The 23,489-nt window shown below is 56.1% G+C and carries 25 protein-coding genes; 19 read left to right on the plus strand and 6 right to left on the minus strand.

Going from position 1 to position 23,489, the window contains the following annotated elements:
- Positions 1 to 75: 75 nt before the first annotated feature.
- Positions 76 to 702 (minus strand): hypothetical protein, encoded by a 627-nt coding sequence (locus IEX36_RS03785; protein ID WP_188757974.1) that lies wholly within the window; start codon positions 700 to 702, stop codon positions 76 to 78.
- Between the two features lie 260 nt (positions 703 to 962).
- Positions 963 to 1,382, minus strand: coding sequence for an ester cyclase (locus tag IEX36_RS03790; RefSeq protein WP_188757975.1), 420 nt, complete (start codon positions 1,380 to 1,382; stop codon positions 963 to 965).
- A 691-nt stretch (positions 1,383 to 2,073) separates the two neighbouring features.
- On the opposite strand from IEX36_RS03790, the gene pyrE reads away from it, so the two are divergent.
- From pyrE to IEX36_RS03830, 8 genes are all read left to right on the plus strand, one after another.
- Positions 2,074 to 2,694 carry an orotate phosphoribosyltransferase gene (pyrE, locus tag IEX36_RS03795; protein ID WP_188757976.1) on the plus strand — a complete coding sequence of 207 codons (621 nt, stop codon included), beginning with the start codon at positions 2,074 to 2,076 and terminating at the stop codon, positions 2,692 to 2,694.
- Positions 2,695 to 2,758: 64 nt separating this feature from the next.
- A complete protein-coding gene (locus tag IEX36_RS03800) occupies positions 2,759 to 2,980 on the plus strand; it encodes a hypothetical protein (protein ID WP_188757977.1) in 222 nt (73 codons plus the stop codon).
- Positions 2,981 to 3,001: 21 nt separating this feature from the next.
- Complete coding sequence (locus IEX36_RS03805; RefSeq protein WP_188757978.1) at positions 3,002 to 3,772, plus strand: MBL fold metallo-hydrolase; 771 nt, start codon at positions 3,002 to 3,004, stop codon at positions 3,770 to 3,772.
- Between the two features lie 12 nt (positions 3,773 to 3,784).
- A complete protein-coding gene (gene mtnA / locus IEX36_RS03810; protein WP_188757979.1) occupies positions 3,785 to 4,858 on the plus strand; it encodes an S-methyl-5-thioribose-1-phosphate isomerase in 1,074 nt (357 codons plus the stop codon).
- 133 nt (positions 4,859 to 4,991) lie between these two features.
- On the plus strand, positions 4,992 to 6,842 hold the full coding sequence (locus tag IEX36_RS03815) for a VWA domain-containing protein (RefSeq protein WP_188757980.1): 1,851 nt from the start codon (positions 4,992 to 4,994) through the stop codon (positions 6,840 to 6,842).
- Between the two features lie 59 nt (positions 6,843 to 6,901).
- Positions 6,902 to 7,207 (plus strand): permease, encoded by a 306-nt coding sequence (locus IEX36_RS03820; RefSeq protein ID WP_229668687.1) that lies wholly within the window; start codon positions 6,902 to 6,904, stop codon positions 7,205 to 7,207.
- Positions 7,208 to 7,336: 129 nt separating this feature from the next.
- Positions 7,337 to 7,729: a large conductance mechanosensitive channel protein MscL gene (gene mscL / locus IEX36_RS03825; RefSeq protein ID WP_188757981.1), complete on the plus strand. Its 393-nt coding sequence runs from the start codon at positions 7,337 to 7,339 to the stop codon at positions 7,727 to 7,729.
- 299 nt (positions 7,730 to 8,028) lie between these two features.
- Positions 8,029 to 10,047: a M28 family metallopeptidase gene (locus tag IEX36_RS03830; RefSeq protein WP_229668688.1), complete on the plus strand. Its 2,019-nt coding sequence runs from the start codon at positions 8,029 to 8,031 to the stop codon at positions 10,045 to 10,047.
- 532 nt (positions 10,048 to 10,579) lie between these two features.
- Here the strand turns inward: IEX36_RS03830 and IEX36_RS03835 are convergent.
- Both IEX36_RS03835 and thiC read right to left on the minus strand, forming a co-directional pair.
- A complete protein-coding gene (locus IEX36_RS03835) occupies positions 10,580 to 11,380 on the minus strand; it encodes a hypothetical protein (protein ID WP_188757983.1) in 801 nt (266 codons plus the stop codon).
- A gap of 46 nt (positions 11,381 to 11,426) precedes the next feature.
- A complete protein-coding gene (gene thiC, locus IEX36_RS03840; protein WP_188757984.1) occupies positions 11,427 to 12,905 on the minus strand; it encodes a phosphomethylpyrimidine synthase ThiC in 1,479 nt (492 codons plus the stop codon).
- Positions 12,906 to 13,039: 134 nt separating this feature from the next.
- On the opposite strand from thiC, the gene IEX36_RS03845 reads away from it, so the two are divergent.
- From IEX36_RS03845 to IEX36_RS03870, 7 genes are all read left to right on the plus strand, one after another.
- On the plus strand, positions 13,040 to 13,504 hold the full coding sequence (locus tag IEX36_RS03845; RefSeq protein WP_188757985.1) for a cytochrome c maturation protein CcmE: 465 nt from the start codon (positions 13,040 to 13,042) through the stop codon (positions 13,502 to 13,504).
- 136 nt (positions 13,505 to 13,640) lie between these two features.
- On the plus strand, positions 13,641 to 14,240 hold the full coding sequence (locus IEX36_RS03850) for an ABC transporter ATP-binding protein (protein WP_308422310.1): 600 nt from the start codon (positions 13,641 to 13,643) through the stop codon (positions 14,238 to 14,240).
- A complete protein-coding gene (gene ybaK / locus IEX36_RS03855) occupies positions 14,237 to 14,725 on the plus strand; it encodes a Cys-tRNA(Pro) deacylase (RefSeq protein WP_188757986.1) in 489 nt (162 codons plus the stop codon). Before IEX36_RS03850 ends, ybaK begins: the two co-directional genes overlap by 4 nt.
- On the plus strand, positions 14,722 to 15,411 hold the full coding sequence (locus IEX36_RS03860) for a heme exporter protein CcmB (RefSeq protein WP_188757987.1): 690 nt from the start codon (positions 14,722 to 14,724) through the stop codon (positions 15,409 to 15,411). Before ybaK ends, IEX36_RS03860 begins: the two co-directional genes overlap by 4 nt.
- Before the next feature lie 38 nt (positions 15,412 to 15,449).
- Entirely contained in the window at positions 15,450 to 16,184 is a 735-nt protein-coding gene (ccsA, locus tag IEX36_RS03865; protein WP_188757988.1) for a cytochrome c biogenesis protein CcsA, read from the plus strand.
- Positions 16,181 to 16,324, plus strand: coding sequence for a hypothetical protein (locus tag IEX36_RS17435; RefSeq protein ID WP_229668689.1), 144 nt, complete (start codon positions 16,181 to 16,183; stop codon positions 16,322 to 16,324). Before ccsA ends, IEX36_RS17435 begins: the two co-directional genes overlap by 4 nt.
- 176 nt (positions 16,325 to 16,500) lie before the next feature.
- Positions 16,501 to 17,718 (plus strand): YncE family protein, encoded by a 1,218-nt coding sequence (locus IEX36_RS03870; protein ID WP_188757989.1) that lies wholly within the window; start codon positions 16,501 to 16,503, stop codon positions 17,716 to 17,718.
- A gap of 42 nt (positions 17,719 to 17,760) precedes the next feature.
- Here IEX36_RS03870 and IEX36_RS03875 read toward each other — a convergent pair whose 3' ends face one another.
- Positions 17,761 to 18,015, minus strand: coding sequence for a hypothetical protein (locus tag IEX36_RS03875; protein ID WP_188757990.1), 255 nt, complete (start codon positions 18,013 to 18,015; stop codon positions 17,761 to 17,763).
- Between the two features lie 74 nt (positions 18,016 to 18,089).
- Entirely contained in the window at positions 18,090 to 19,892 is a 1,803-nt protein-coding gene (locus IEX36_RS03880) for a sodium:solute symporter family protein (protein WP_188757991.1), read from the minus strand.
- A 316-nt stretch (positions 19,893 to 20,208) separates the two neighbouring features.
- On the opposite strand from IEX36_RS03880, the gene IEX36_RS03885 reads away from it, so the two are divergent.
- The 4 genes from IEX36_RS03885 to IEX36_RS03900 are packed head-to-tail and all read left to right on the plus strand — an operon-like array spanning position 20,209 to position 23,468.
- Positions 20,209 to 20,583: a response regulator gene (locus tag IEX36_RS03885; protein ID WP_188757992.1), complete on the plus strand. Its 375-nt coding sequence runs from the start codon at positions 20,209 to 20,211 to the stop codon at positions 20,581 to 20,583.
- 59 nt (positions 20,584 to 20,642) lie between these two features.
- A complete protein-coding gene (locus IEX36_RS03890; protein WP_229668690.1) occupies positions 20,643 to 22,715 on the plus strand; it encodes a heme lyase CcmF/NrfE family subunit in 2,073 nt (690 codons plus the stop codon).
- Positions 22,708 to 23,172, plus strand: a complete 465-nt coding sequence (locus IEX36_RS03895; protein ID WP_229668691.1) for a cytochrome c-type biogenesis protein — start codon at positions 22,708 to 22,710, stop codon at positions 23,170 to 23,172. Before IEX36_RS03890 ends, IEX36_RS03895 begins: the two co-directional genes overlap by 8 nt.
- 2 nt (positions 23,173 to 23,174) lie before the next feature.
- Complete coding sequence (locus IEX36_RS03900; RefSeq protein WP_188757993.1) at positions 23,175 to 23,468, plus strand: hypothetical protein; 294 nt, start codon at positions 23,175 to 23,177, stop codon at positions 23,466 to 23,468.
- The last annotated feature ends 21 nt before the right edge of the window (positions 23,469 to 23,489 follow it).

Here is a 23,489-nt window from a genome sequence, read left to right on the forward strand (position 1 = left end):
ACGACAGCCCTTCACCGAGGTTGAACTAGGCGGTTCGTGCTGGCGGCGGCAGGCTTCGGTCTGCCGTTAGTCATTTTAGACGGTGAGCGCCAGCAATTCAGGGCTGTTCATAACCTCGAAACCTATCTGGCGAAGATAAAACAGGTGAACATCCATAACAGGATACGAAGGGCCATCTGGATCGTTGGGCTGTTTGTAATGCCACCATCCACGCTCGCCGGTCGTCGCGATTGTTGCGTAGTCGGGTGCAAGGGCCGCATCGACGTGAGCGCCGCCGTCTTTGTCTGCCGCGTCCAGCACTAAGCTCTTCCGAGTGCATCGCACCTGGCCGAGGATGTAGACCACCTGGCTCCACCACGCATCTACCGGCATAGGTAAGAGGTATCGTGCATCGAGCGGAGCGCCGTAAACAGTGCTGCCTTTGCCTTCGGCGTCGACTCGAAAAGTAGTGCGAACCATCGTCGTCATGAAAGGCGCGCTAGGATGCGGTTCACCCTCGACTGAGCTGGAAAGGCTGATGCTTTCTTTCGCGCCCAGGTGGGTAAGCAGCGAGACTGAGCTTTTTCGAGAATCGTGCAAAAGGATGCGCACAATCGTCGCGATTCGCACGGCTTCTCTCTTGTTGCCTGCGTCGAAGCTGGCGCACGACGAGCAAAGAAACGTGAGCTGGTCCCGCAATGCCGCTTTGAAGTCGACATTCATGGTATTTCTCGCGTCATCGACTAGGGGTGCATAGTTTCCGTGCTTCAATCGTATCGCGGCGGAATACGGAAAGAGTGAAATTCACCCTCTTTGGGAAGAGCGAAATGCACTTGGACGGGAAACGGCCTAGCCTGACAGATGCGTCTGGATGTCCGTTGTCGATATCAGGGCAATTCACTTATTGAGCATTCGCTCGAGCAGTGATGACGGGGTTAATAACGGGAAACGCGCTTATCGTCCGTCCGCCGGGTACAGCCAGATCACTCCCCCGGCGGAGCAATCACTCCCATCTGCATCATCAAGCCAAAAATATCCATGATGATCCGTGTGTCCTTGATCCGGCCCTTCTCCAGCCGGTCAATAACCATCCCCCACACCCGAACAGACCGCCCCGTCGCCGGCACACCAAGAAACGTCCCACGATGCGTCCCGGTCCACTCGAAGCGGCTCACCACCTTGTCACCCTCCGAGACCTGTTCCTGAATAGCAAAAACCAGATCCGGAAACGCACCTCGCATTCCCCGCAGAACATCCTTCAAGCCTTCCAGCCCCGGCCCCTGACCGGGAAACGGGACCTGCTCGACAACATCCTCCCACACGAACTGCGAAGCCAAATCCATATCTCCCTGAGTAATCACTTCCTCTGTAAAGCGACGAACAATCGTGGCGTTATCCTGCATCCTCTCGCTCCTTTAGCACCTCATCATCGAATTGTATGTTGCGATCTCCCGCAAAATTCGTGTCAAGCCCCTTTACTTTCACTATCCGCATCCGCCGCGCAGCGGTTTTTCGGTGGAAGGGCACGGCTTCAGAGCCTGTCCTGAGCGAAGTCGAAGGATGCCATAAACAAGACGCCGGGTGCCCCATTCATGACGCAGCTTCATCGCGGCATGAGTGGGTTATTCGAGCAAAGCTCGAACCATTTTTATTCCACAGCCCTTTCATCTCGGGTTGGACAGCGCCATTTTTAGTGGAAGGGCACGCGTTTACGCGTGCCAATAAGACGCCACGCCGAAGGCGTCACCGCTCTGCCGAAGGCCGGAGTGAAGCCCGAAGGGCGAAACGACCCAAATCCCCCGCGCCACAAATTCCTGAGCCCTCCCAAGAGGCCCATCATCGCTGTCAAGAGAGTCAACTTGAGGAAATCACGCCAACCAACTCATTCTAATCAAGATATATTTTCACCAAAGTTGGCGGTTTAGTTTTCCCCACTTGCTATCATAGAAATAGAGATCAAGCCCCGGCCCAAAAGCCGGGGCTTTTCCATTCTGGAGGCAAACCCGAAGTCCAGACTTAACCCACATCGATCGAAGACTTTGCGCAAAAAGTAGGGGGAGGGGGGTCCGAACCATCTACAATCAAGAGCGACCCATGACATCCCAGCGAGAAACCCTCCTCAACCTCATCGCCACCCTCTCCTTCCGCCTCGGTGACTTCACCCTCGCCAGCGGCCAGAAGTCCGACTACTACATCGACTGCCGCACCACCACCCTCCACGCCGAGGGCGGCCGCCTCGCCGGCCTCGTCTTCCACGACCTCATCCTCCAGAACTTCCCCCACGCCGAAGCCGTCGGCGGCCTCACCATGGGAGCCGACCCCCTCGTCTCCAACACCGCCAGCGCCTCCGCCTGGCGCGCCCTCGAGCAAGGCCTCGACCCCGCCGACCCGGCCACCAGACTCCTCCAGGGATTCCTCGTCCGCAAAGCCGAGAAGACCCACGGCACCGGCCGCCGCATCGAAGGCTTCCTCCGCCCCGGCGCCCCGGTCGTCATCGTCGACGACGTCTGCACCACCGGCGGCTCCACCATCACCGCCATCGAAGCCACCCGCGAGTCCGGCATGACCGTCGCCGGAGTCCTCTGCCTCGTCGACCGCGAGCAGGGCGGCCGCGCCGCCATCGAAGCCGCCGCGGCGGGCGCGCCATTCCTCTCGGTCTTCACCGCCACAGACGTCCGCGCCGCCCACATTTCCCGCTTTGGGAATTCCACCTAAGAAAACCACCATCGCCACTACCACCCGACGCCGTGTCGCCGATACCGTTGAGCAAGAGGCCACCGTGTTCCGATCAACCTGCCCCGCCTGCGACTCCGCGCAAATCCGCCGCACCCGCCGCCACGCGCTCGAGCGCGTCCTGCTCCCCTTCGCCGCAGCCTGCCGCTGCAACGAGTGTGGTCACCGCTTCTACTCCGTCTCGCGCGCAATCCGCCACCAGACCGACTCCTTCAACGTCATAGAAATTCACCGAGCCCCCAAGTCCCGCACCGCATCTATTCCCTAAACGCCGATCCAGGGAGCCCACGTGAGCAGAGATACGGAAGAGGTCAAGATCACCTACATCGGCGGCCCAACCGCCCTCATCGAATTTCACGGGCTGCGCTTCCTCACCGACCCGACCTTCGACCTCGCCGGCGAGGAGTACCCGAGCGGTCTCCGCAAGCTCCACAGCCCCACGCTGACCTTCGACGACATTGCCCCTGTCGACTACGTCCTCCTCAGCCACGATCAGCACTCGGATAACCTCGACCGCTCTGGTCGCGAAGCGCTCGCCAGAGCCAAGACGGTACTTACCACACAAGCTGGAGCCGAACGTCTCGGCGGCAATGCCATCGGACTCGCGGCATGGACAACCATCAAAGTAACGACGCCGGACGGATCTCCGCTCCTTATCACCGCAACGCCAGCGCGCCACGGTCCGGTCGGCTGCGGAGGCCGCAGCGGCCCGGTTATTGGCTTCGCGCTCTGCCCCTCCGGTAACGAGGGTGTGATCTATGTCTCCGGCGACACGGTCTGGTACGAAGGCGTAGCCGAAGTCGCGCGCTGGCTCAGTGTTACCACCGCAGTCCTGAACATGGGAGCAGCCCGTGTCGAAGCCGCAGGTCCCGCACCCCTAACGATGACCGCCACCGACGGTATCGAAGTCGCCAAGGCCATGCCAGAAGCTACCATTGTGCCACTGCACTTCGACGGTTGGGCACACTTCAGCGAATCGAAGCAGGTCATTCAGAAAGCTTTCCAAGCCGCCGGTCTGGAACACCGTCTTCGCTGGGTCGATCCGCCCTCGTCACGATAAACTAAGAGAGACATGATCCCTACTCTCGAATGGCTCCCCAACGGCGTTAATTTCCTCGACCAGACCAAACTTCCATTGGAAGAGACCTACGTTCTCGCTACCGATTACAAGCAGGTCGCAACTGTCATCCGCGACATGATTGTCCGCGGTGCGCCTGCTATTGGAGTCTCAGCCGCGATGGGAGTCGCACTCGGCGTCAACCAGAGCCACGCAAAGGATATTCCCACGCTGAATACCGAGGTCGCTGTGATCTGCGACACGCTTGCGGCCACGCGACCAACCGCAGTTAATCTCTTCTGGGCCATTGAGCGGATGCGACAGCGCTACAGCGCGCTCGCTGACGCAAACGCTACAATTCCCGAGATCAAGGCGGCTCTCATCACCGAATCACGCCTGATGTATGACGAAGACATCACAGCCTGCAAGGCAATGGGAGCGCATGGTGCCGAGCTACTGCCCAAGCAAGGTACTGTCCTGACGCACTGCAACGCCGGAGCATTGGCGACCTGCGGGTATGGCACTGCGCTTGGAGTTATCCGCGCCGCAGTTGAGCGCGGTCACAAGATCGACGTCTTCGCTGACGAAACTCGCCCTTATCTGCAGGGCGCACGACTTACTGCGTGGGAGTTGCTACACGACAATATTCCCACGACAGTGCTGTGTGACAACATGGCCGGTTCGCTGATGCGGCAAGGGAAGATCCAATCCGTCATCGTCGGAGCAGATCGCATCGCAGCCAACGGTGATACGGCTAATAAGATCGGTACCTATTCGGTAGCGGTACTGGCAAAGGAGCATGGCATTCCGTTCTATGTCGCTGCGCCACTCTCGACCATCGATCCAGCAACGGCTCATGGCGATCTGATCCCGATCGAGCAGCGATCAGCCACCGAGGTCACTCACTCGAATGGACGGCAGATGACACCCAATGGCGCAGCCATTGAGAATCCGGCATTCGATGTGACCCCGGCAAAGTACATCACGGCAATCATCACCGAACGAGGCATATTACGTGCGCCTTATGAGCAATCCATCGCCGAGATGATGAAGCAAGCCGCCTCGGAGCCTGAACTCGCCGCTATCTAGCGGTTCATAGCATTGGCTTGACGTGAAAACTTCCGCTTAGCGGAATTATGCGCATTTTGTTCAGCTTCCAAGAAATTTCCGCAACATCGCAATGGTCTGTGGGTTCGAGTAGATTGGTCCTACCGGAGAGACTATGCTGCGTTCGTTTCAACTTTGGTGTTCCCTTGTTCTTTTTACGTGCGCGACGTTTTCATTTGGTCAGAGTCAGCCGACACAATCCGGCGTAACACTGTACACAGGCGCGCGCCTCGTCATCGTAGATGTGGTTGTAACGGACAGTCACCAGAATCCTGTCCATAACCTGACAGCGTCTGACTTCACGCTGCTCGAGAAGAACGTCTCGCAACAAATCCGGCACTTTGAAGAGCACACTGCTCTGTCGCCTGCCGAAGCAGCCAAGCTGGGACCGCTGCCATCATTACCGAAGGGCATCTTTACCAACTACACGCCAACACCACCGGGAGGCGCGGTCAACATTCTTCTGCTGGATGCGCTTAATACGCCCATGCAGGATCAAGCGTATGTTCGCTACCAGCTTCAGCAATATCTCAAGCACGCAACCCCTGGCACCCGTATTGCAATCTTTGGTTTAACGACACGGCTAACCCTGCTGCAAGGTTTCACCTCAGACCCTGAGGTGCTCAAAGCATTCGTCGACAAGAAAAACCCACAGGCCTCGCCGCTGTTGGGCGATGCCGTGAGTGGTGTCGATTCAGACAATGTTGCGGACTCCTTCAGCAGCTTTGGCAATGATCCAAGCACAGCCGATGTCATGGCTAACATGCAGCAGTTCGATGCTACGATGCAGGCATTCAAGCAGCAGCTTCGTACGCAATACACCCTCGATGCCATGAACCAGCTTGCACGTTACCTGTCTGGAATCCCAGGACGCAAAAATTTGATCTGGTTTTCAGGAGCATTTCCACTCAACATTATGCCGGATGGTGATCTTGCGGATCCGTTCGCCGCTGTTGCCAGCTCGGAGGACGAGTTTCGAGAAACCACCAATCTGCTGACACTCAGCCAGGTCGCCGTTTACCCGGTAGATGCACGTGGCCTGATGACTTCGCCAGTCTATGATGCTTCAGTCTCCGGTAGCAGGTTCGCAAAAAATCCAGGAGCATTCGGCGCAGCCAATGCTAAGTTCCTACAGAAGACTGCCGAGGAACACATGACAATGGCGCAGATGGCGGAATCAACCGGCGGCCACGCCTTCTACAACACCAACGGATTGAGCCAGGCGGTCTCAAAAGCCATTGAATCCGGCTCGAACTACTACACCATTGCCTATTCGCCCAGCAATATGAAGTGGGACGGAAGCTTTCGCAAGATCGAGATTCGGGTGAACAGGCCCGGGTTGACGCTAGCCTACCGGCGCGGCTACTACGCGGTACCTCCGGGCGATCAAGCAGGCAAAGAGATCGATCCAGCTACGATCGCGGCGAATGCTCCCTTTGGCCGCGACCCTATGCGAGCGGCGATGATGCGCGGCGGCCCGGATCCAACAGAGATCATATTTAAAGCTCGCGTAAGACCAATGACAGCTGCGGCTGAGGAACAGCCAGCTCCTGGCAATCTGCTGAACCCAAACATCAAGACCAAAGGCCCTTTCGTCCGTTATGCAATCGACATTGCGGCTGATCCGCGCGTTATGTTGACTGCAACGACAGGAGGGTATCACCAAGACGCGGCACAGTTCCTCACCTACGTCTATGACCAGGACGGCCACGTCATCAATTTGGTTGACAACAGAACTCACGCAAATCTTCCACCCGAGGCCTATGCGCGCTCACTGCGAGTTGGGTTGCACTGGCATCAGGAGGTCAGTGTTCCAACAAAGGGCAACTACTTCCTGCGTATAGGCATCCACGACCTTACAGGCAATCGCGTCGGTGCCATTGAGGTGCCGATTGCGACGATCAAAAATCTGCCCCCGCTCAACCCATCCGCAGCAGCGTCGCCTGCACCGGGAGCAGGACATTAGCATTTGCCTCTATTCTTAGCGAAGGGCTTTTTGTAGAGGCCCTCAAGAAGAGAGCAATTGTGAGACCCGGGATCTTTAATCCGCACACGCACTCCTTGGTGCGTGGCAGCACCATGGTGCTGGTCAGTCTGCTGGGATCATTCCGGCTCTCTCACTTTCCTAGCAATCACCCCACTGGATTTCTGGTGTTTCCCTTGCTGATTGCTTTGACTGGCATGGCCGATACGGCGCTATGTATGCGGAAAGGTTGGAGCCTGTATACCGGAGGTATTCTGTTGCTGCTTTATATGGATCTGATGTCGGTCTTTATCATCCTCTTCTTCTTTCTGTATCCATATCTGCCGTGGTTTGCGCCAACACGATGAATGAGAATTCTCTTTACATGCAGCACTCCGTTTCGCTAAAGTCTGCAACTTGTACGATATACTCGCGCAGAACGGAACAGTCTGGGTATCGCGTTCTTCGAGACCACATCATCACAGGAGATACGACACATGCTTAAAGGATTCCGCGACTTCGTCCTGCGCGGCAATGTTATGGATTTGGCCGTTGCAGTCATCATCGGTGCTGCGTTTTCAGACATCACCAAATCGCTTGTGGGAGACGTGATCAGCCCACTGATTGCCGCTATCGTCGGCAAACCGGACTTCTCTAACTTCGTCCTTCATGTTAATGGCGGAGTGGTCAAATATGGCAGCTTCATCAATGCCTGCATCAACTTCCTCATCCTGGCTGCAGTCATCTATTTCTTCCTCGTGTTGCCGACTCAGAAGCTCCTCGAAAGAATCAAAGGCCCTGAAGCCGCTACAACCAAACCCTGCCCACAGTGCCTCACGGATATTCCCTTGGCGGCGACCCGTTGCAAGGCATGCGGAGAGACTGTGTAGGCTTGCCTTATTCTGTCAGCAGGCCCCGGCGTGTTCGTACGCCGGGGCATTGCTCTTTAAGTCCAACAACTTCGCATCTACCTATAAACTGCGTTAGTCTACCTTTTCCGCCCATGCTGCATATTTCTCCGAGGCCATCGTTGCGAAATTTTCTATTCCTGACATTGCAAGGGCTGGTATGCCTGCTTCCTCTATCACCGGCGTTCGCTCAGACACCTGTTGCACAGGTTTTTGGCTATCGGAATTTCGCTCAGCAAGCCCAGTGGGATGCAGATTTTCTCGCAGTTCCGGATGCCCAGATGGCAGGCGAAGAGTTAAAGGCGCTTACATCCGCACCACACTGGGCCAGTTCGCCGGAGGATTATAAGACTGCGTTGTATGTCGCGGATAAGTTCAAGGCCGCCGGCCTTGAGACGAGCATCGTACCCTACAACGTTTTGTTGAACAAGCCTATTAGGATTTCGATTGAGGCATTCAACGCCAATGGCGACAAGCTCATGTCTGGCCCAACCCAGGAACATGTCGATCCCAAGCGGTACGGCGGCGATCCATATCAGGATGACCCTCGCGTACTACCCGCATTCAATGGTTCATCTCCGTCGGGAGACGTCACCGCTCCCGTTGTCTACGCCAATTACGGCGAGCTAGCTGACTTCAAAGAGCTGCAGAAGATGGGTGTCAGCGTGAAGGGCAAGATCGTCCTCGTCCGTTATGGCGCAAACTTTCGTGGGGTGAAGGTATACATCGCTCAGAAATACGGCGCGGTTGGCGTGTTGATCTACTCTGATCCAACTGATGATGGCTACTTCCGTGGTGACGTATATCCCAAGGGGCCATGGCGGCCTGCGACTGCTGTACAACGCGGATCTGTGCAATTTCTGCCCATCTATCCGGGGGACCCGGAGACACCTGGAATCGCTTCTACTCCAGACCTGCCTGTATCGAAACGCATTCCCGCTGACAAAATTCAAGCAGACTGGCCTTCGATCCCATCTAATCCGCTCTCGTACAAAGATGCTGCACCCATTCTGAAGGCACTTGGTGGTCAAGAATCGCCTCGTTCATGGCAAGGCGCTTTGCCCTTCACCTATCATCTTGGCGCAGACGGTGGCCCGAATGTCGTCACCGTGCATATGCATCTCGAACAAGACACCCGGTTGCGGACGATCTGGGACGTAATTGGCACGATTGATGGTACAGATCCCGCGGAGAAGGAAGACTGGGTCATTGTGGGGAACCATCGCGATGCCTGGGTGTATGGCGCTGTTGACCCGAACTCCGGTACTGCGGCAATGCTGGAGGCCGTGCATGGCTTTGGAGCGCTACTCAAACAGGGATGGCGACCCAAACGCCGCATTGTCTTTGCTTCCTGGGACGCCGAAGAAGAAGGACTGATTGGATCAACCGAGTGGTGCGAACAGTATGCAAATCATTTGGCTCACGCTGTTGCATATTTCAACACCGACGTTGGTGTCTCTGGCCCAAACTTTACGGCGGGAGCAGTACCCTCGTTGAAGCCATTCCTGCGTGACATTACTCAACGTGTTCAGAGCCCCAAGGGCGGCACTGTCTATTCGCAATGGCAGCAAACGCAAAAAGCAGCCGATGCAATGCGCGCCAGCACCCACAGGCAATTTCGACCAGAGACACCGGGAGAGAACGATGTAAGGATTGGCAATCTCGGCTCTGGCTCTGATTACACACCCTTTCTCCAACATCTTGGTGTGCCCTCTACAGACATAGGCTCCAGCGGTCCTTACGGGGTCTATCACTCTGTCTTCGACAACTACAACTGGTTTACAAAGTTTGCAGATCCAACGTTCGTCTACGAGCAGCAGCAGGCACGGGTCTTTGGACTCGAAGCACTACACATGGCAGATGCGGACATTTTGCCGTATGACTACCAAGTCTATGGCGCGGACATCGTCGGCTACGTTCACGCGGCACAGCGGCACGCCACTGCGCTGAATCTCTCTCTCGACTTTACCGCCGCCAATGCGGCCGCTCAGCGGTTCGCCAATGCTGGTGAAGACATTCACCACATTCAGGAAACGCCTCCACCAAATACTGCGACACTGAATCATGCATTGAGGGCAGCAGAGGAAGCCCTGCTCAATCCGGCGGGCCTGCCGAAGAGGCCATGGTACAAGCACACAATCTACGCCCCCGGTGAGTACACCGGATATGCTGCCGTTGTCATTCCCGGGGTGAATGAGGCCATCGAGGCCCAGGATGCCCCCTTGGCGCAAGCACAAATAACAGCCCTGGCGCAGGCTCTTAACCGTTCTGCAGCCATTCTTGAGCAAGCGGCAAAATGACTGCCACTTGCATGGCGTGAGGCTGCAACTTTCGGGTTACGTCAACAGCTTGAAGGGGGATGTTCGTCTCATAAAAACGACTCCATCATGTTGCATGTGACGGCTTAAGCCGCCCGCAAGGAGCCCTCCCGATGATTCATGACGTGGTTCTTGCTTTAGTCTTCCTCGCTATGATAATTGCCCCAGCACTGCTCGCCATGCGCGCAGATCGGGAGGAAAAGAATACTTTCTAAAAGACCTACCGCCACCCTAGGGCCATACAGGGTGCGTTGCAGCCAACCGACGCCCACACTGCTGCTTCATCGGGTTGCTGGGATGGCATTTAACTTCAGCGCCGTTCAGCTTGATCGCTTCGAGAAATCTGGCACTGAGCAAGCACCAAAAGAAGCCCATCGCAGCCCACTGCGTTCCCGGCGCAAGTCGTTTGTAGCAATAGCTCCGGTACAAACTGAATATCAAGTTCGCCGTTAAACCGGAAGGCCGCAGTCCGAACCTGGATGCGGCCTTTATCCTTGCCTGTCAGCAGCAGTTTTCAGTGAATGGGAACGATATGAGATGTAACCTCCAACTTATGGTAGTTGGAGTATCGAGCGAGGAATGAATAGACCGTCGGCGTGTAAGCATTGTCTGGCGTCATGGTCGAAGTAATGATCGAAGGCATCCAGAATTTCTGCCCATCAAGTAAAACCGGCGCATAGTCAATAGACAGTTCCCAGGCGCCTACTTCCGTTGGAGTGATCTTGTGATGCGGTGCCGTAAGCTCCATCCGAGTCACTTGCATGGTGATTGGGTCAACCCATACTCGACCACTCCCCTGCTCTCGAATAACACACCCCGAGCGGGCTTCAAGATTGGGCTTCGTTGCGAATTGCACGATGTATGGTCCGCCCGGATGTTCCGATGAGATGGGCTGGAGTGTGTAGCTCATGCAACTCTTCTGCTTAAGAGATACCGCGTCAAGGCCACCGGAAAAGACACCGCTTAGAGTCACCGGGCCACCCATGTTCACTTGAGTCGTCGCAGCTCCATCCGGTGTTTTTGTCTCATGCAACTCAGTGAGCAACCCCGATGCGGTACGCGTCACACGAAAGATCGAATCCGTGACCGAGTATTGGCGCTGTTTCCCATAAGCCAAAGACGACACGGCGTGTTCACTACAGAAGAAATCGGGAACTTGCTTATCGTAGTGTTCTAAGTTGCCTTCAAGCTGCTGCAGGATTGTGTCAAGGGTAGGTGGTGTCTTCTGACCGAGGATGAAATGGGGCGAGGCGGCAAGGCTGAGCAGCAGAATGATCCCAAATCCATGCTGTCCAATCCGGCAACGCCTCTCCACTCATCCTCCAGTCGCGATGAAACCGCTCAGATGTGGTCTTGGCTCCCTATCCCCGCAGCGCCATCTGCTCGGTAACAATCTGCGTCAGGTCTGTCTTCTTCAGCCCATGCTCACGAGCGTTGAACTCGTCAACTTTGCTCGACCAGTTCATGCTGCAGAACTTCGGCCCGCACATCGAGCAGAACGCCGCCTCTTTGTAGTAGTCGTCCGGCAGTGTCTCGTCGTGCATGCCACGCGCGGTATCGGGGTCAAGCGAAAGCGCAAATTGTTTGTCCCAATCAAAGGTGTAGCGGGCATAGCTGATTGCGTCGTCGCGATCGCGTGCACCCGGGCGATGCCGCGCAATGTCCGCCGCGTGCGCGGCAATTTTGTAGGCTATGATGCCGTCCTTCACATCTTTTTCGTTGGGCAGGCCGAGGTGTTCCTTCGGCGTTACATAGCAGAGCATCGCCGCACCGTGCCAGCCAATCATCGCCGCGCCGATTGCGCTCGTGATGTGGTCATAGCCAGGAGCAATGTCCGTGACAAGTGGTCCGAGCACGTAGAACGGAGCACCATCACAGAACTCGACTTCCTTGTCCACCTGCTCCTTGATCTTGTCCATCGGGATGTGACCAGGGCCTTCGATCATCACCTGCACATCAGACTTCCATGCCTCGCGCGTCAACTCGCCCAGCGTCTTCAACTCAGCAAACTGTGCCTCATCGCTGGCATCGGCCACGCAGCCAGGACGCAAACCATCTCCCAGTGAATAGCTCACGTCATACTTCGCCATGATCTTCGTGATGCGGTCGAAGTTTTCATAGAGGAAGTTTTGCTTGTGGTGTGCCGTCATCCACTGCGCCATGATTGCGCCCCCGCGGCTTACGATGCCCGTGATGCGCTTGGCCACCATCGGAATGTATTGGATCAGCACGCCCGCGTGGATGGTGAAGTAATCAACGCCCTGCTGCGCCTGTTCCTCAATCACTTCGAGGTAGAGGTCGATGTTCAGGTCCTCCACACGCTTCACACGTGAGAGCGCTTCGTACAGCGGAACAGTGCCAATCGGTACAGGAGAATGCCGAAGGATGGCCTCGCGGATCATCGGAATATCGCCGCCGGTTGAGAGATCCATCACCGTGTCAGCGCCAAAATGGACCGCCGTATGCAGCTTACGCAACTCTTCATCTACGTTCGATACCAACGCAGAGTTGCCGATGTTCGCATTGATCTTGCACAGCGATTCGACACCGATAGCCATTGGCTCCAGTTCAACATGGTTGATGTTCGCGGGGATAATCATCGTCCCCTTTGCCACCTCGCTGCGCACAAGCTCCGGCGAAATTTTCTCGCGCTGCGCGACGAACGCCATCTCTTCAGTAATCAGCCCCTTGCGAGCGAAATGCATCTGTGACATGTTCCAGTCGTCACTGCGCTCAGCCTCAGCCTTGCGCTTGACGATCCACTCTTCGCGGCCCGTTGGCACCTTGTAACCATTGCCGTTGCCGGCCCCACCCTGCACGCTGTGTCCATTGCTGCTCATTGAATTATTCCTCGCTCAAAACGGCGCTATTATCGAGTTAGTATACGCCGCTTGCGCGAGCAAATCCGATGACCCGGCGAATACCGCTCCTCTCGAAAAATCCGGCGTAAGCTCGTACACTAAAAGAACAAGCCATGTCCACCGAAGCCCGGAAGAGCCAGATCAGGATCGTTATCGCCGCCGTCATTATCGTCGCCACTGTCGGCTGGCTCGCGTTCACCGGCGCGCAGGACAATAAGAGCTACTACGTCACGATCAGCGAACTCCAGGGCATGGGCAGCAAAGCCTATGTGCGACATCTGCGTGTTGCCGGCAATGTCGCTCGAGGAAGCATTCACCGCCAAGGTACCTTTGTTGACTTCGACCTCGTCGAGCAGGGCCGCAAGCTCGCCGTCAGCTACAAGGGTACAGAGCCGCCGCCCGACACCTTCAAAGACGATGCACAGGCGCTGGCCGTCGGAACCTATGGACGCGATGGAGTCTTCCACGCAACACTGCTTCAGGCCAAGTGCGCTTCGAAGTATGCTCCAGCTGCGCCTAAAACTCCTGCGACAACGACCACAGCAACGAACACCGCTGCTGCTCTGCCTTCCCGCTAAACTGCTTTATAGTTTTTGAGTCGAGCGGAGAGGAGACATCCTGTCAGATAGAGCCACAACTCGCGCCGCGATCGTTGACGCCGCAACGCTCGACTCGGTCTCCAAAATCTATGGCAACTTCGCTGCACTCCGGAACATCTCGACCAGTTTCGCGGCGGGGACATGCACGGTCATTCTGGGAGAAAACGGCGCAGGTAAATCAACGCTACTGCGCATCATGGCTGGACTCATTACACCAACGCGAGGCAAGGCTACCGTATTCGGAGAGCAGCCCCATAAACAACGCCGCCGCGTTGCTTATATGAGCCACGCCACCATGCTCTATGAAGAGTTGACTGCGATGGAGAACCTCTCCTACTTTGCCTCGCTGCATCGCGAAGGAAGCTGTGCCTGTGTTGGTAGCCCGGAGATGGCGCTACGTGCGGTTGGACTCGATCCATCTCTCAATCGCCCAATTGGCCAGTATTCGCAAGGCATGAGGCAGCGCGCGTCGCTGGCCCGCGTGCTGCAAACTGATCCCGAGCTGCTGCTGCTCGACGAGCCGTTCTCAAACCTGGATGTGACTTCGGCGAACCACATGGTTGAGCTGCTTGCCGACTTTCGTACCTGGCCTGTGCAGGGTGGAGACAGCCGCACCATTTTGCTGACCACACACCAGGCGCACTTCGCTGAGCCGCTCGCCGATACCACGCTGGTTATGCGCGCCGGGCAGATTGTCGAGACGCGAACAAGATGAAGAACCAATCTTCCGCCAAGACCAATGCCGCACGATTTCTCGATGGCCTGGGTATTGCATACGAGATGCGGGCTTATGAGGTTGACCCGAACGATCTGACAGCCATCACCGTTGCGCGTAAAGTTGGCTTGCCGCCAGAGCAGGTCTTCAAGACACTGCTTGCTCAGACCAACACAGGCGAACACGTCTTCGCCGTCATCCCCGGTGATGCTGAACTCGACCTTAAGAAATTAGCCCATTCATCAGGTGCGAAGAAGGCTGAGCTGGTCTCGCTTAAAGACGTTGAGCCGCTGACAGGCTACATCCGAGGAGGCGTCACTGTGATGGCCGCGCGCAAACCCTTCCCCGCCTTTGCCGATGAGACCATCGAGTTGCACGACATCATCTCCATCTCGGCTGGCCAGCGCGGGTTGCAACTACTGCTCGCTCCGGCAGACTACCTTCGCGCAACCTCGGCCACGCTCGCCGATCTGACGAAAGCATGAGCTACTTCATCCACCTGTTAACCCATCTCCGCAAGGACCTCCGCCTGGAGTGGCGCTCGCGCGATTCCATCAATGGAATGCTCTTCTTCGCGTTGCTCGTGGTCGTTGTCTTCGGTCTCGCGTTCGACCCGACCGGATTTCCTTCGACAACGCGACAGGTTACCGGTGCCATTTTGTGGGTTGCGCTACTCTTCGCTTCCATCACGGCGCTCAACCAATCGTGGACACGTGAGCTTCGCAATCAGGTCCTTGAGGCGCAACGTATGACGCCAGCGCCAGCATCTGCGCTTTTTCTTGGCAAAGCTCTCGCTAACATGGTTTTCGTCCTAGTCGTCGAGGCAGTCATGGCCCCGATTTTCATTGTCTTCTTCAATCTGCATCCGCTAGGAGATGTCTGGCTGCTTGCACTGATTCTCCCGCTGGGTACCTGGGCGTTGATTGTCAATGGCACGTTTTTTGCCGCGCTCGGTCTGCGGGCGCGTAGCCGTGAACTTTTACTACCACTATTGCTGTTGCCGATCTCCTTACCTGCTCTGCTGGCGATGGTGCAGGCAACCACGGGCGTGCTTTCAGGGGACCTCGACCCAATTCAGATCAACTCGTGGATCAAAGGCATCGCCGGCTATGACATCATCTTCACAACAGCCTGTATTCTTCTGTTCGAAACTGTACTGAACGCGGAGTAGTCGATCTCAGAGCTCGAAGCGGTAGAATAGAACCTATCGTGTCACGTCGATCCATTCTCCGCATCGCCGCTTGGCCCTGGCTTATAGCAAGCCTTGCCGTACTCGTCATAGGCTTCCGCGAGGCTATCTTCCTTACGCCAGCCGACGCCGCGCAAGGCGACATCGGACGCATCTTCTACTACCACGTGCCCAGCGCCATGCTGAGCCTGGTCTTCCCTTACGTCAACTTCCTTGCCTCGCTGGCCTTCCTGTACTGGCGTCGTCGCGACCCCCTCAAAGCCCTCGCCGCCGATGCACTCGCCCTCGCCGCAGCCGAAGTCGCCATCGTCTACACCACTGTCTGCCTGCTCACCGGCATGCTGTGGGGACGCGCTACCTGGGGCATCTGGTGGACATGGGATTATCGCCTGACAGCCGAGCTTCTGCTCTGGCTGCTTTATGTCGCCTATCTTGCCGTGCGCCGCTACTCCGCCACCGGCCAGACCCAGACCATCGCTGCGGTTCTTTCGATCTTCGCGGCCATTGACGTCCCTATCAACTTCATGTCGATCCGCTGGTGGCGCACCCAACACCCAGCGCCGGTTTTCTTCGGCGGCCCCGATTCTGGTATGGATAAGACCATGCTTCCGGCCTTCCTGTGGAACTTCGCCGGGTGGGCGCTCTGGGGAACCTTCATCCTCATCTTCCGCTACGTTCTTGAGCGTCGCCGTCAAGCAGCCGAGCAGGAAGCAGCACTCGTCGCTATCGAAGCCTCTCTGGAGATCTCCCAATGACTTGGCACTCCTTCTTTAACCTCAGCACAATGGAGCATAGCCATCTCCTCTTCGCCTATATCACCATTTGGGTGGTGCAGGGCGGCTATTTTGCATGGGTACTCTGGCAATGGCGCAAAACAAAGCCCATCCGCCAGTGAACAAAAAGCAACGAAGCTGCAAACACATGCCAGCTTCGTTGTCCGAGAAAGAGTGCAGATGACACGAGAGCTTCCGTATTCACTCTTCGCGTCACTTCGGTGAACACATCTCAGGCAAAAAGGTTTCGGCCAAACTGTAAGACAATTTAGACTCCAAACCAGTGACTTTCATTGCTATGCCCCATCTTCGCCAACTGGTTGCAGCCACCACGCTGGCCCTACTGGCTACCGTCACCGGCTGCTCCCGCTACGGATTCCCTACCCTTCCCAAGGGATACCAAGAGTACGCCTACGTTACCAATGGAGGTTCGAATACCGTTACGGTGCTCGACTTGGTATATCTGCGCCAGGACCGTACCCTGCAGGTTGGCCAGGATCCTTCAGGAATTGCTGCAAACCCGCGCCGCAATGAGGTTTATGCAGTCAACACACAGCCGGACAGCTCTTCTGGGTCAGTTTCGGTAATTAACGCTGCAACGAACCAAGTTGTAGCGGCTATCTCGGTGCACCGATTACCATACTTCATCGCGGTGTCACCCAATGGTCGCCGAGCCTACGTCCCCAATGCTGGCTCGAACTCGGTCAGTGTACTTGACCTTGACCGCCGCCGAGAAGTCGCCACCGTTAGCACCGGCGACCAGCCCGGTGTAGCCCGTGTCTCGCCCGACGGGCGCACCCTAGTTGTCACTAACCGTGGCTCGAACTCAGTCAGCCTTTACGACATTGCCCAACCCTATTCCCCCTCGGACACTCCTGAATTGAAGCTCCGCGCAACCTTCTCCGGATGCTCTGGTGCTACTGATGCTGTTATCCTTCCTGACTCGTCCAAGGTCTTCGTGGCGTGTTCCGGCGGACATAAGATCATGGCCGTTCAACTGGCGGCCGCGCCCGGATCATGGCCTGCGCGCCAGGACCCAACGCAGTTGACAGACCATCTGCTAACGTTGCTCGATGTCGGAAAGACGCCAGTTCATCTTGCGCTCAAACCAGACGGTGGCGAGATCTTCGTTTCAAACTTTGGCTCCGACTCTATCTCCGAAGTAGACACCTGGAACAACCAGGTGATCGGCACCTACTCGGTTGTCAACAAGCCGACAGGAGGGATCGTCGCCGGTAACAACAGCGATCTCTGGGTCTCAAACTTCAGTTCCGATTCCCTCAGTCTCTACAGCATCGACGACGGCCATGTCGTCAACACGGTACACACAGGCTCAGCTCCCGACTCGCTTGCCTTTTCGGAGAACCAGTATCTCCTACTTGCTGCCGATGCTCACTCGGGTGACGTGGCTGTGATCCGCACACAAGGCAAAAACGGACCGGGACTATTTACCATTCTTCCTTCTGGCCGATCCCCCAACGCAATCGCCGTCAAAGCCATTCAACACGTACAATAAGCTGCCCCATCTTCAGGCATCAATGAATGCTGTGCGACCGTCCTAATGTGAAGGACGGTCGCCTTCACGCTCCCACGGGCGAGGGCCAACAGGATCATCCTGCCATTTCTGCCGCCGCCCAACGACAAACATGACAATCCCAAAGATAAGCATAACGAGCCCCCACCACAGGTTCATGTTTACGCCCATTGAGCGGACATAGATGGCGCTATGCCGTGTGAACACGCCCCAGACGGTCATCAGCCCGCCAGTAATCATGAAGATGAGGCCAAGAGGAATGCGGATGTCGAGTCCCATAGGTGCTCCGGTTGTTATTGTTGGCTGCAGGAGAAACGGTCGTTCGACTAGCAGTCAATGACTTTCTACTGCTTTTAGGCAAAAACTAGGTTAAGGAGGACGAGCATTGCCAGTACGGCAATGGCCAACGTCGAAGGCTTCTGATACCAGCTTAAGTGTGTTTCAACGGGTTTAGGAGTTAGCGAATAGACAAGACCGACGAGCTCCGGTTCAGGCCTTGGTCGCGTCGCCAGGCTCACCAGAATGGTGACGACAAAGTTCACCCCGAACGCGAAGATTGCGGTCCAGAAGTTTTGCGCCATATCGCTGGGATAGCGATGAATGATATGAATCCAGCCGCCGTGGATGCCTGCTGTCGCGGCTGCTGGCAATGTGAGACCGTGATGTACCAATGCCGCGAGTGTGCCTGCGATTAGTCCAGTGAAAGCGCCGTGGCCAGTGGTGCGCTTCCAGAACATTCCGAGCAGAAAAGTAGCAAACAGCGGCGCATTGACGATCGAGAAGATCAACTGCAACGCGTCCATGATGTTGTTGAAGTTTGTAACCGCGTAGGCTGCCCCGACGGACAGCAGAATACCTCCAATGGTCGACATTCGGCCCATCCAAAGGTAGTGCTCATCCGTGGCTTTCTTGTTGATGTATGCCTGATAGATGTCATACGTCCAGACAGTATTGAATGCTGTGACGTTGCCTGCCATACCCGACATAAAGCTAGCCAACAGCGCGGTCAGTCCAAGGCCCAGAATACCCGTCGGGAAGAAGTTCAACAGCATCATCGGAATGGCGAGATCGTAGTTGTAGACCGGAATGCCATTCGAGTCCACCACTGGCTTGCCGCTGATAGGGTCAATTTTTTGCGGGATGATGCCGTGAGGATGCTGCTCATCGAGAGGAAGGACGCGGCCATTTGGCGCAGTCGTCGCATACACCGCAGAATGCGTCACGCCCATGTGCGAGGTTACGCTCACGGCGATCAGACCAGGCAGAATCACGAGAAACGGAAAGAACATCTTCGGAATGGAAGCAATCAGCGGCACTCGACGCGCCGAAACTTCGGAGTCCGCGGCCATGGCTCGTTGAATAACGAGGAAGTCCGTACACCAGTAGCCAAAACTCAGGACGAAGCCAAGCCCCATCGCCAAACCGACCCATTCGACGCCGAGTGTATTGGTCGAAGCGTGCGCCATACCACGCCAAGAGTGCGTCATTGTCGCCGGAAGAGTGCGTTTTATTCCCTGCCATCCTCCGACGTTCTTGAGACCAATCCAAACCAGCGGCGCAAAACCAGCAACGATCAGGAAGAACTGCAGCACTTCGTTATAGATGGCGCTTGTGAGGCCGCCCAGAAAGATATATCCAAGCACGATGACGGCAGACAGAATAATCGAGACATGGAAGATGTATTGGTCAGGAATAATGCCGTGAAAGAGCCCAAGTGTCTGAATCAAAAGCGCCATCGCGTACATCGAGATGCCCGAGCTGATCACAGTCATGATAGCGAACGAGAAGGCATTGACAGCACGCGTCTTTTCGTCGAAGCGGAGGCGCAGAAACTCAGGCACAGAGCGGGCCTTCGAACCGTAGTAGAACGGCATCATGAAGATGCCGACGAAAACCATCGCGGGGATCGCTCCAATCCAATAAAACTGGCTGGTGACGATACCGTATTTGGCGCCCGAAGCACCCATCCCGATGACCTCTTGTGCTCCGAGATTGGCCGAGATGAAGGCCAGCCCGCAGACCCATGCCGGAATGGACCGCCCTGCAAGGAAGAAGTCATTGGAGGTGCGCATGTAGCGCTTCAGGGCAAAGCCGATGCCCAGAACGAAGACGAAGTAGACCAGCATGATTAGCCAGTCAATGATGGTCAGATTCACGGTAGCCTTTTATTTCCAGTGGGCTGGAGTGGAATGCTTCTTGAGAGACTGTAAACGGTTGCGCCCATGCAAGTCCAGAAGGGAGCATGTTTCTTCATTTTCAAGGCACAGCCTACCAGGATAATTCTCATTGAATTTAATTTGGATAACATGAAAAAGTTGCGCAGCGTAAGTCACTACTTTGCCCAACTTTGCATCACAGTCAGAAATACGCTCGATAAACACATGCTTTAGCGAGCATACGAGATGGTTATAAGAGTGCAAATCAGACTTTGGACCACCTGTTTTACTTTCTCTCCCTTGGGGCGGCACTAAGATGAAAGCTATTTTGTTGATTGACGATAATGCTATTCAGGCAGCGACCAGACAGACAATCCTGAAGCGGGCCGGGTACTTCGTTATTGCCGCGCTCAATCCCGAACGAGCCCTTGAGCATATCCGAAACGGCGACACCACGTCCGCTGTCAGCCTCGTCATTACCGACCACTTTATGCCCGGAATGAATGGTGCAGACTTCGTGAAAGCCTTGCGCAAGACGCATCCTATGCTTCCTGTGCTAGTCATCAGTGGCCTGGACGAGGCCGAGTCGGAGTATGCAGGACTTGAGGTTACATTTCGACTCAAACCACTGCTGCCTGACCATCTACTAGCCAGCGTACATAGCCTGATGCAGGCCGGGATAGCAAAATAGCCGTTCGGTAAACGGATAGCCGATTGCTAGTTTTATCTCTCGCTTGAGAGAATTGGTGCATGCAATCCCATCCGATGCCGGAGTTTGGCTGGTTTTCGCTGCTCCTTGCCTTGGGACTGAGTGTCTATACCTTCGTCTTCGGGGCGCTCTCACTATGGCGGACACGACGCCGACCAGGCATCGTCATCGATGACGGCTCAAGCCGATTGGGTGAAACAGCGCGACGCGCCGGCGTCGCGAGCTTTATAGCGCTCAGTTGTGCTGCATTTGCGCTGGTGTGGGCTGCGTTCACCAACGACTACTCCGTCGCCTACATCCTGCACCATACCAATCGCGCACTGAATCCGGCGTACAAATTTGCTGCGTTGTGGTCTGGACAGGAAGGTTCGCTGCTGCTCTGGGCGTGGCTGCTTTCAATGTATGGTTTTGTGCTGCGTATGCGGCATAAGGTAGATGTCCGGCTTTCAGCTTTTGCGTCAACGATCCTCGCCGGAATCCAGATCTTCTTCTTGCTTCTTCTGAACTTTGCAGCGCCTCCATTTTCTATACAGCCCGGACCGGTCGCAGCTGATGGTTTTGGCTTGAATCCGCTGCTCCAATATCCCGAGATGGTAATGCATCCGCCGTTACTCTATCTCGGCTATGTAGGCTTCTCGGTCCCCTTCGCGTTTGCGTTGGGCGCGCTGATGATGCGCTATCCGGGCGAAAAATGGATACACATCACTCGCCGTTGGACCATGGTGACATGGCTCTTCCTGACCTGCGGCATCTTTATGGGTGCGCATTGGGCCTACAGCGTATTGGGTTGGGGCGGCTACTGGGGATGGGACCCTGTTGAGAATGCCTCACTGATGCCATGGCTCACCGGCACAGCATTTCTGCACTCGGTGATGATGCAGGAAAAGCGCGGCATGATGAAGAACTGGAACGTCTGGCTTATCTTCTCGACGTTCATGCTGACGATCTTGGGAACGCTACTGACTCGCTCCGGCATCGTCAGTTCGGTCCACGCCTTCGCGCAGTCCTCCATCGGCGACTGGTTCTACGGCTTCATCATCATTGTCTTCGCTGTTTGCCTGTTCACCTTCTTCAAGCAGCGCGATCATCTGAAGTCTGAGAACCGGCTAGAGTCGCTGGTTTCGCGCGAGTCGAGCTTCCTGTTTAACAACCTGATTCTGCTCGTCGCCTGCTTCACGGTGTTGTGGGGCACGCTGTTCCCCATCCTGTCCGAGTATGTGCAAGGGTCGAAGGTCACGATGGGCGCGCCGTTCTACAATCGCGTCAACCTTCCGATCGGGCTGTTTCTACTCTTTCTCACCGGAATCGGTCCGCTGCTCGCGTGGCGTTCAACCTCGCTGCGCTCCATGCGACGTAATTTTGTCTTGCCGCTCATCGCGATGGGTGTCGCGCTTGTGACAATGCTTGCCGTGGGGCTGCATCCGTGGAACGCAGGCGACGACATGCGCGCGGCATGGTTCTCGCTGATTACCTTCACGCTCGCCGCAGGCGTCATCACGGCAATCGCCTCCGAATTTCTGCGCGGCGCCGCCGTCGTTCATAAACAGACGGGCAAGAACCTGCTGACGTCTGCCATCCTGCTCGTTCGGCGCAACACTCGCCGCTACGGTGGTTATGTTGTTCACTTCGGCATCGTTGTCCTCTTCATCGGAATCGCTGGCGGAGCATTCAATCAATCGCACGAACAAGAAATGGGCTACCGCGACCAGATGTCGATTGGGCCATTTCGACTCGTCTGCCAGAGCTTCACCCAGGACAGCAACCCAAACTACGACACAGAGTACGCTTTACTCGATGTCTACAAAAACAACAAGAAGATCACTCAGCTAGCACCTGAACGCCGCTTCTACAAGGCCAGCGAGACATCCTCAACCATAGTCGCGCTTCATTCCACGCTCGAAAGTGACCTGTACGTTATCTACGAAGGCCGCAATCCGGACACGGACCGCCCGATTATCAAAGTGTTCATCAATCCGCTGATGAACTGGATATGGATCGGCGTGGCCATCGTCGTCTTCGGCACACTGCTGGCACTGGTTCCCAGCCTAACCCCAGGCACTGCCCGCGCACGCGCCGAGGCAGAGTCACTCGTGGCCGAGGTACATCATGTTTAAGCGCGCCATCTGCGCCACGATGGTCTGCCTGTTGGCGGTCGTCATGCTAGGCGCAAGCCCTGGCTCACGCTTTCAGAAGCTCGGCCACGAAATGATGTGCGCCTGTGGTTGCGGGCAGATATTGCTCGAATGCAACCACGTCGGCTGTCCCGACTCAGACCGCATGATCGGCGAGTTGAGGCAGCAGTTGTCCTCGGGTGGATCGGATGAGGCCGTAATGAACTGGTTCGTGGCCAAATATGGCCCGCCAATCCTCGCAGCACCGATGCGGGGCGGCTTTGACAACGTGGCATGGATTACACCTTTCGCAGTATTCCTGCTAGCAACACTCGGCACCGGAGTTCTCGTTTGGGCATGGAGATCGCGCACTGCCGCTCGTTTACCTGCCAGCGGCCCTGCTGAAATCGCCGGCGGCGACGCTATGCGCGAGCGAATTCGCCGTGAGACGGAGTATTGACGATGGGCATGTTTGCTGGAGCAGTACTGACCCTTGTGGTGTTTATCTACATGTTCTGGCCGGAGCGCAATCCGTTCGTCCAGGCCGACAAGACGCGCGCTGACTATCTGCGCGAGCGCAAGGACGCCATCTACGAAAACCTCCGCGACCTGAACTTCGAGTATCTCGCCGGCAAGTTCACGCAGCAGGACTACGAAGAGCAGCGTGCAGGACTCGAAGGCGAGGCCGCACGGGTGCTTGCCGAACTCGATTCGCTCGAAGCACGTGGTTTGTATGGACGCCGCTCCAGAGTATAGGCCACTGAAAGACGCGGCGTA

Origin of the sequence: Edaphobacter acidisoli (genome assembly GCF_014642855.1) — a bacterium.
In the GTDB taxonomy this organism is placed as follows: Bacteria; Acidobacteriota; Terriglobia; order Terriglobales; family Acidobacteriaceae; genus Edaphobacter; species Edaphobacter acidisoli.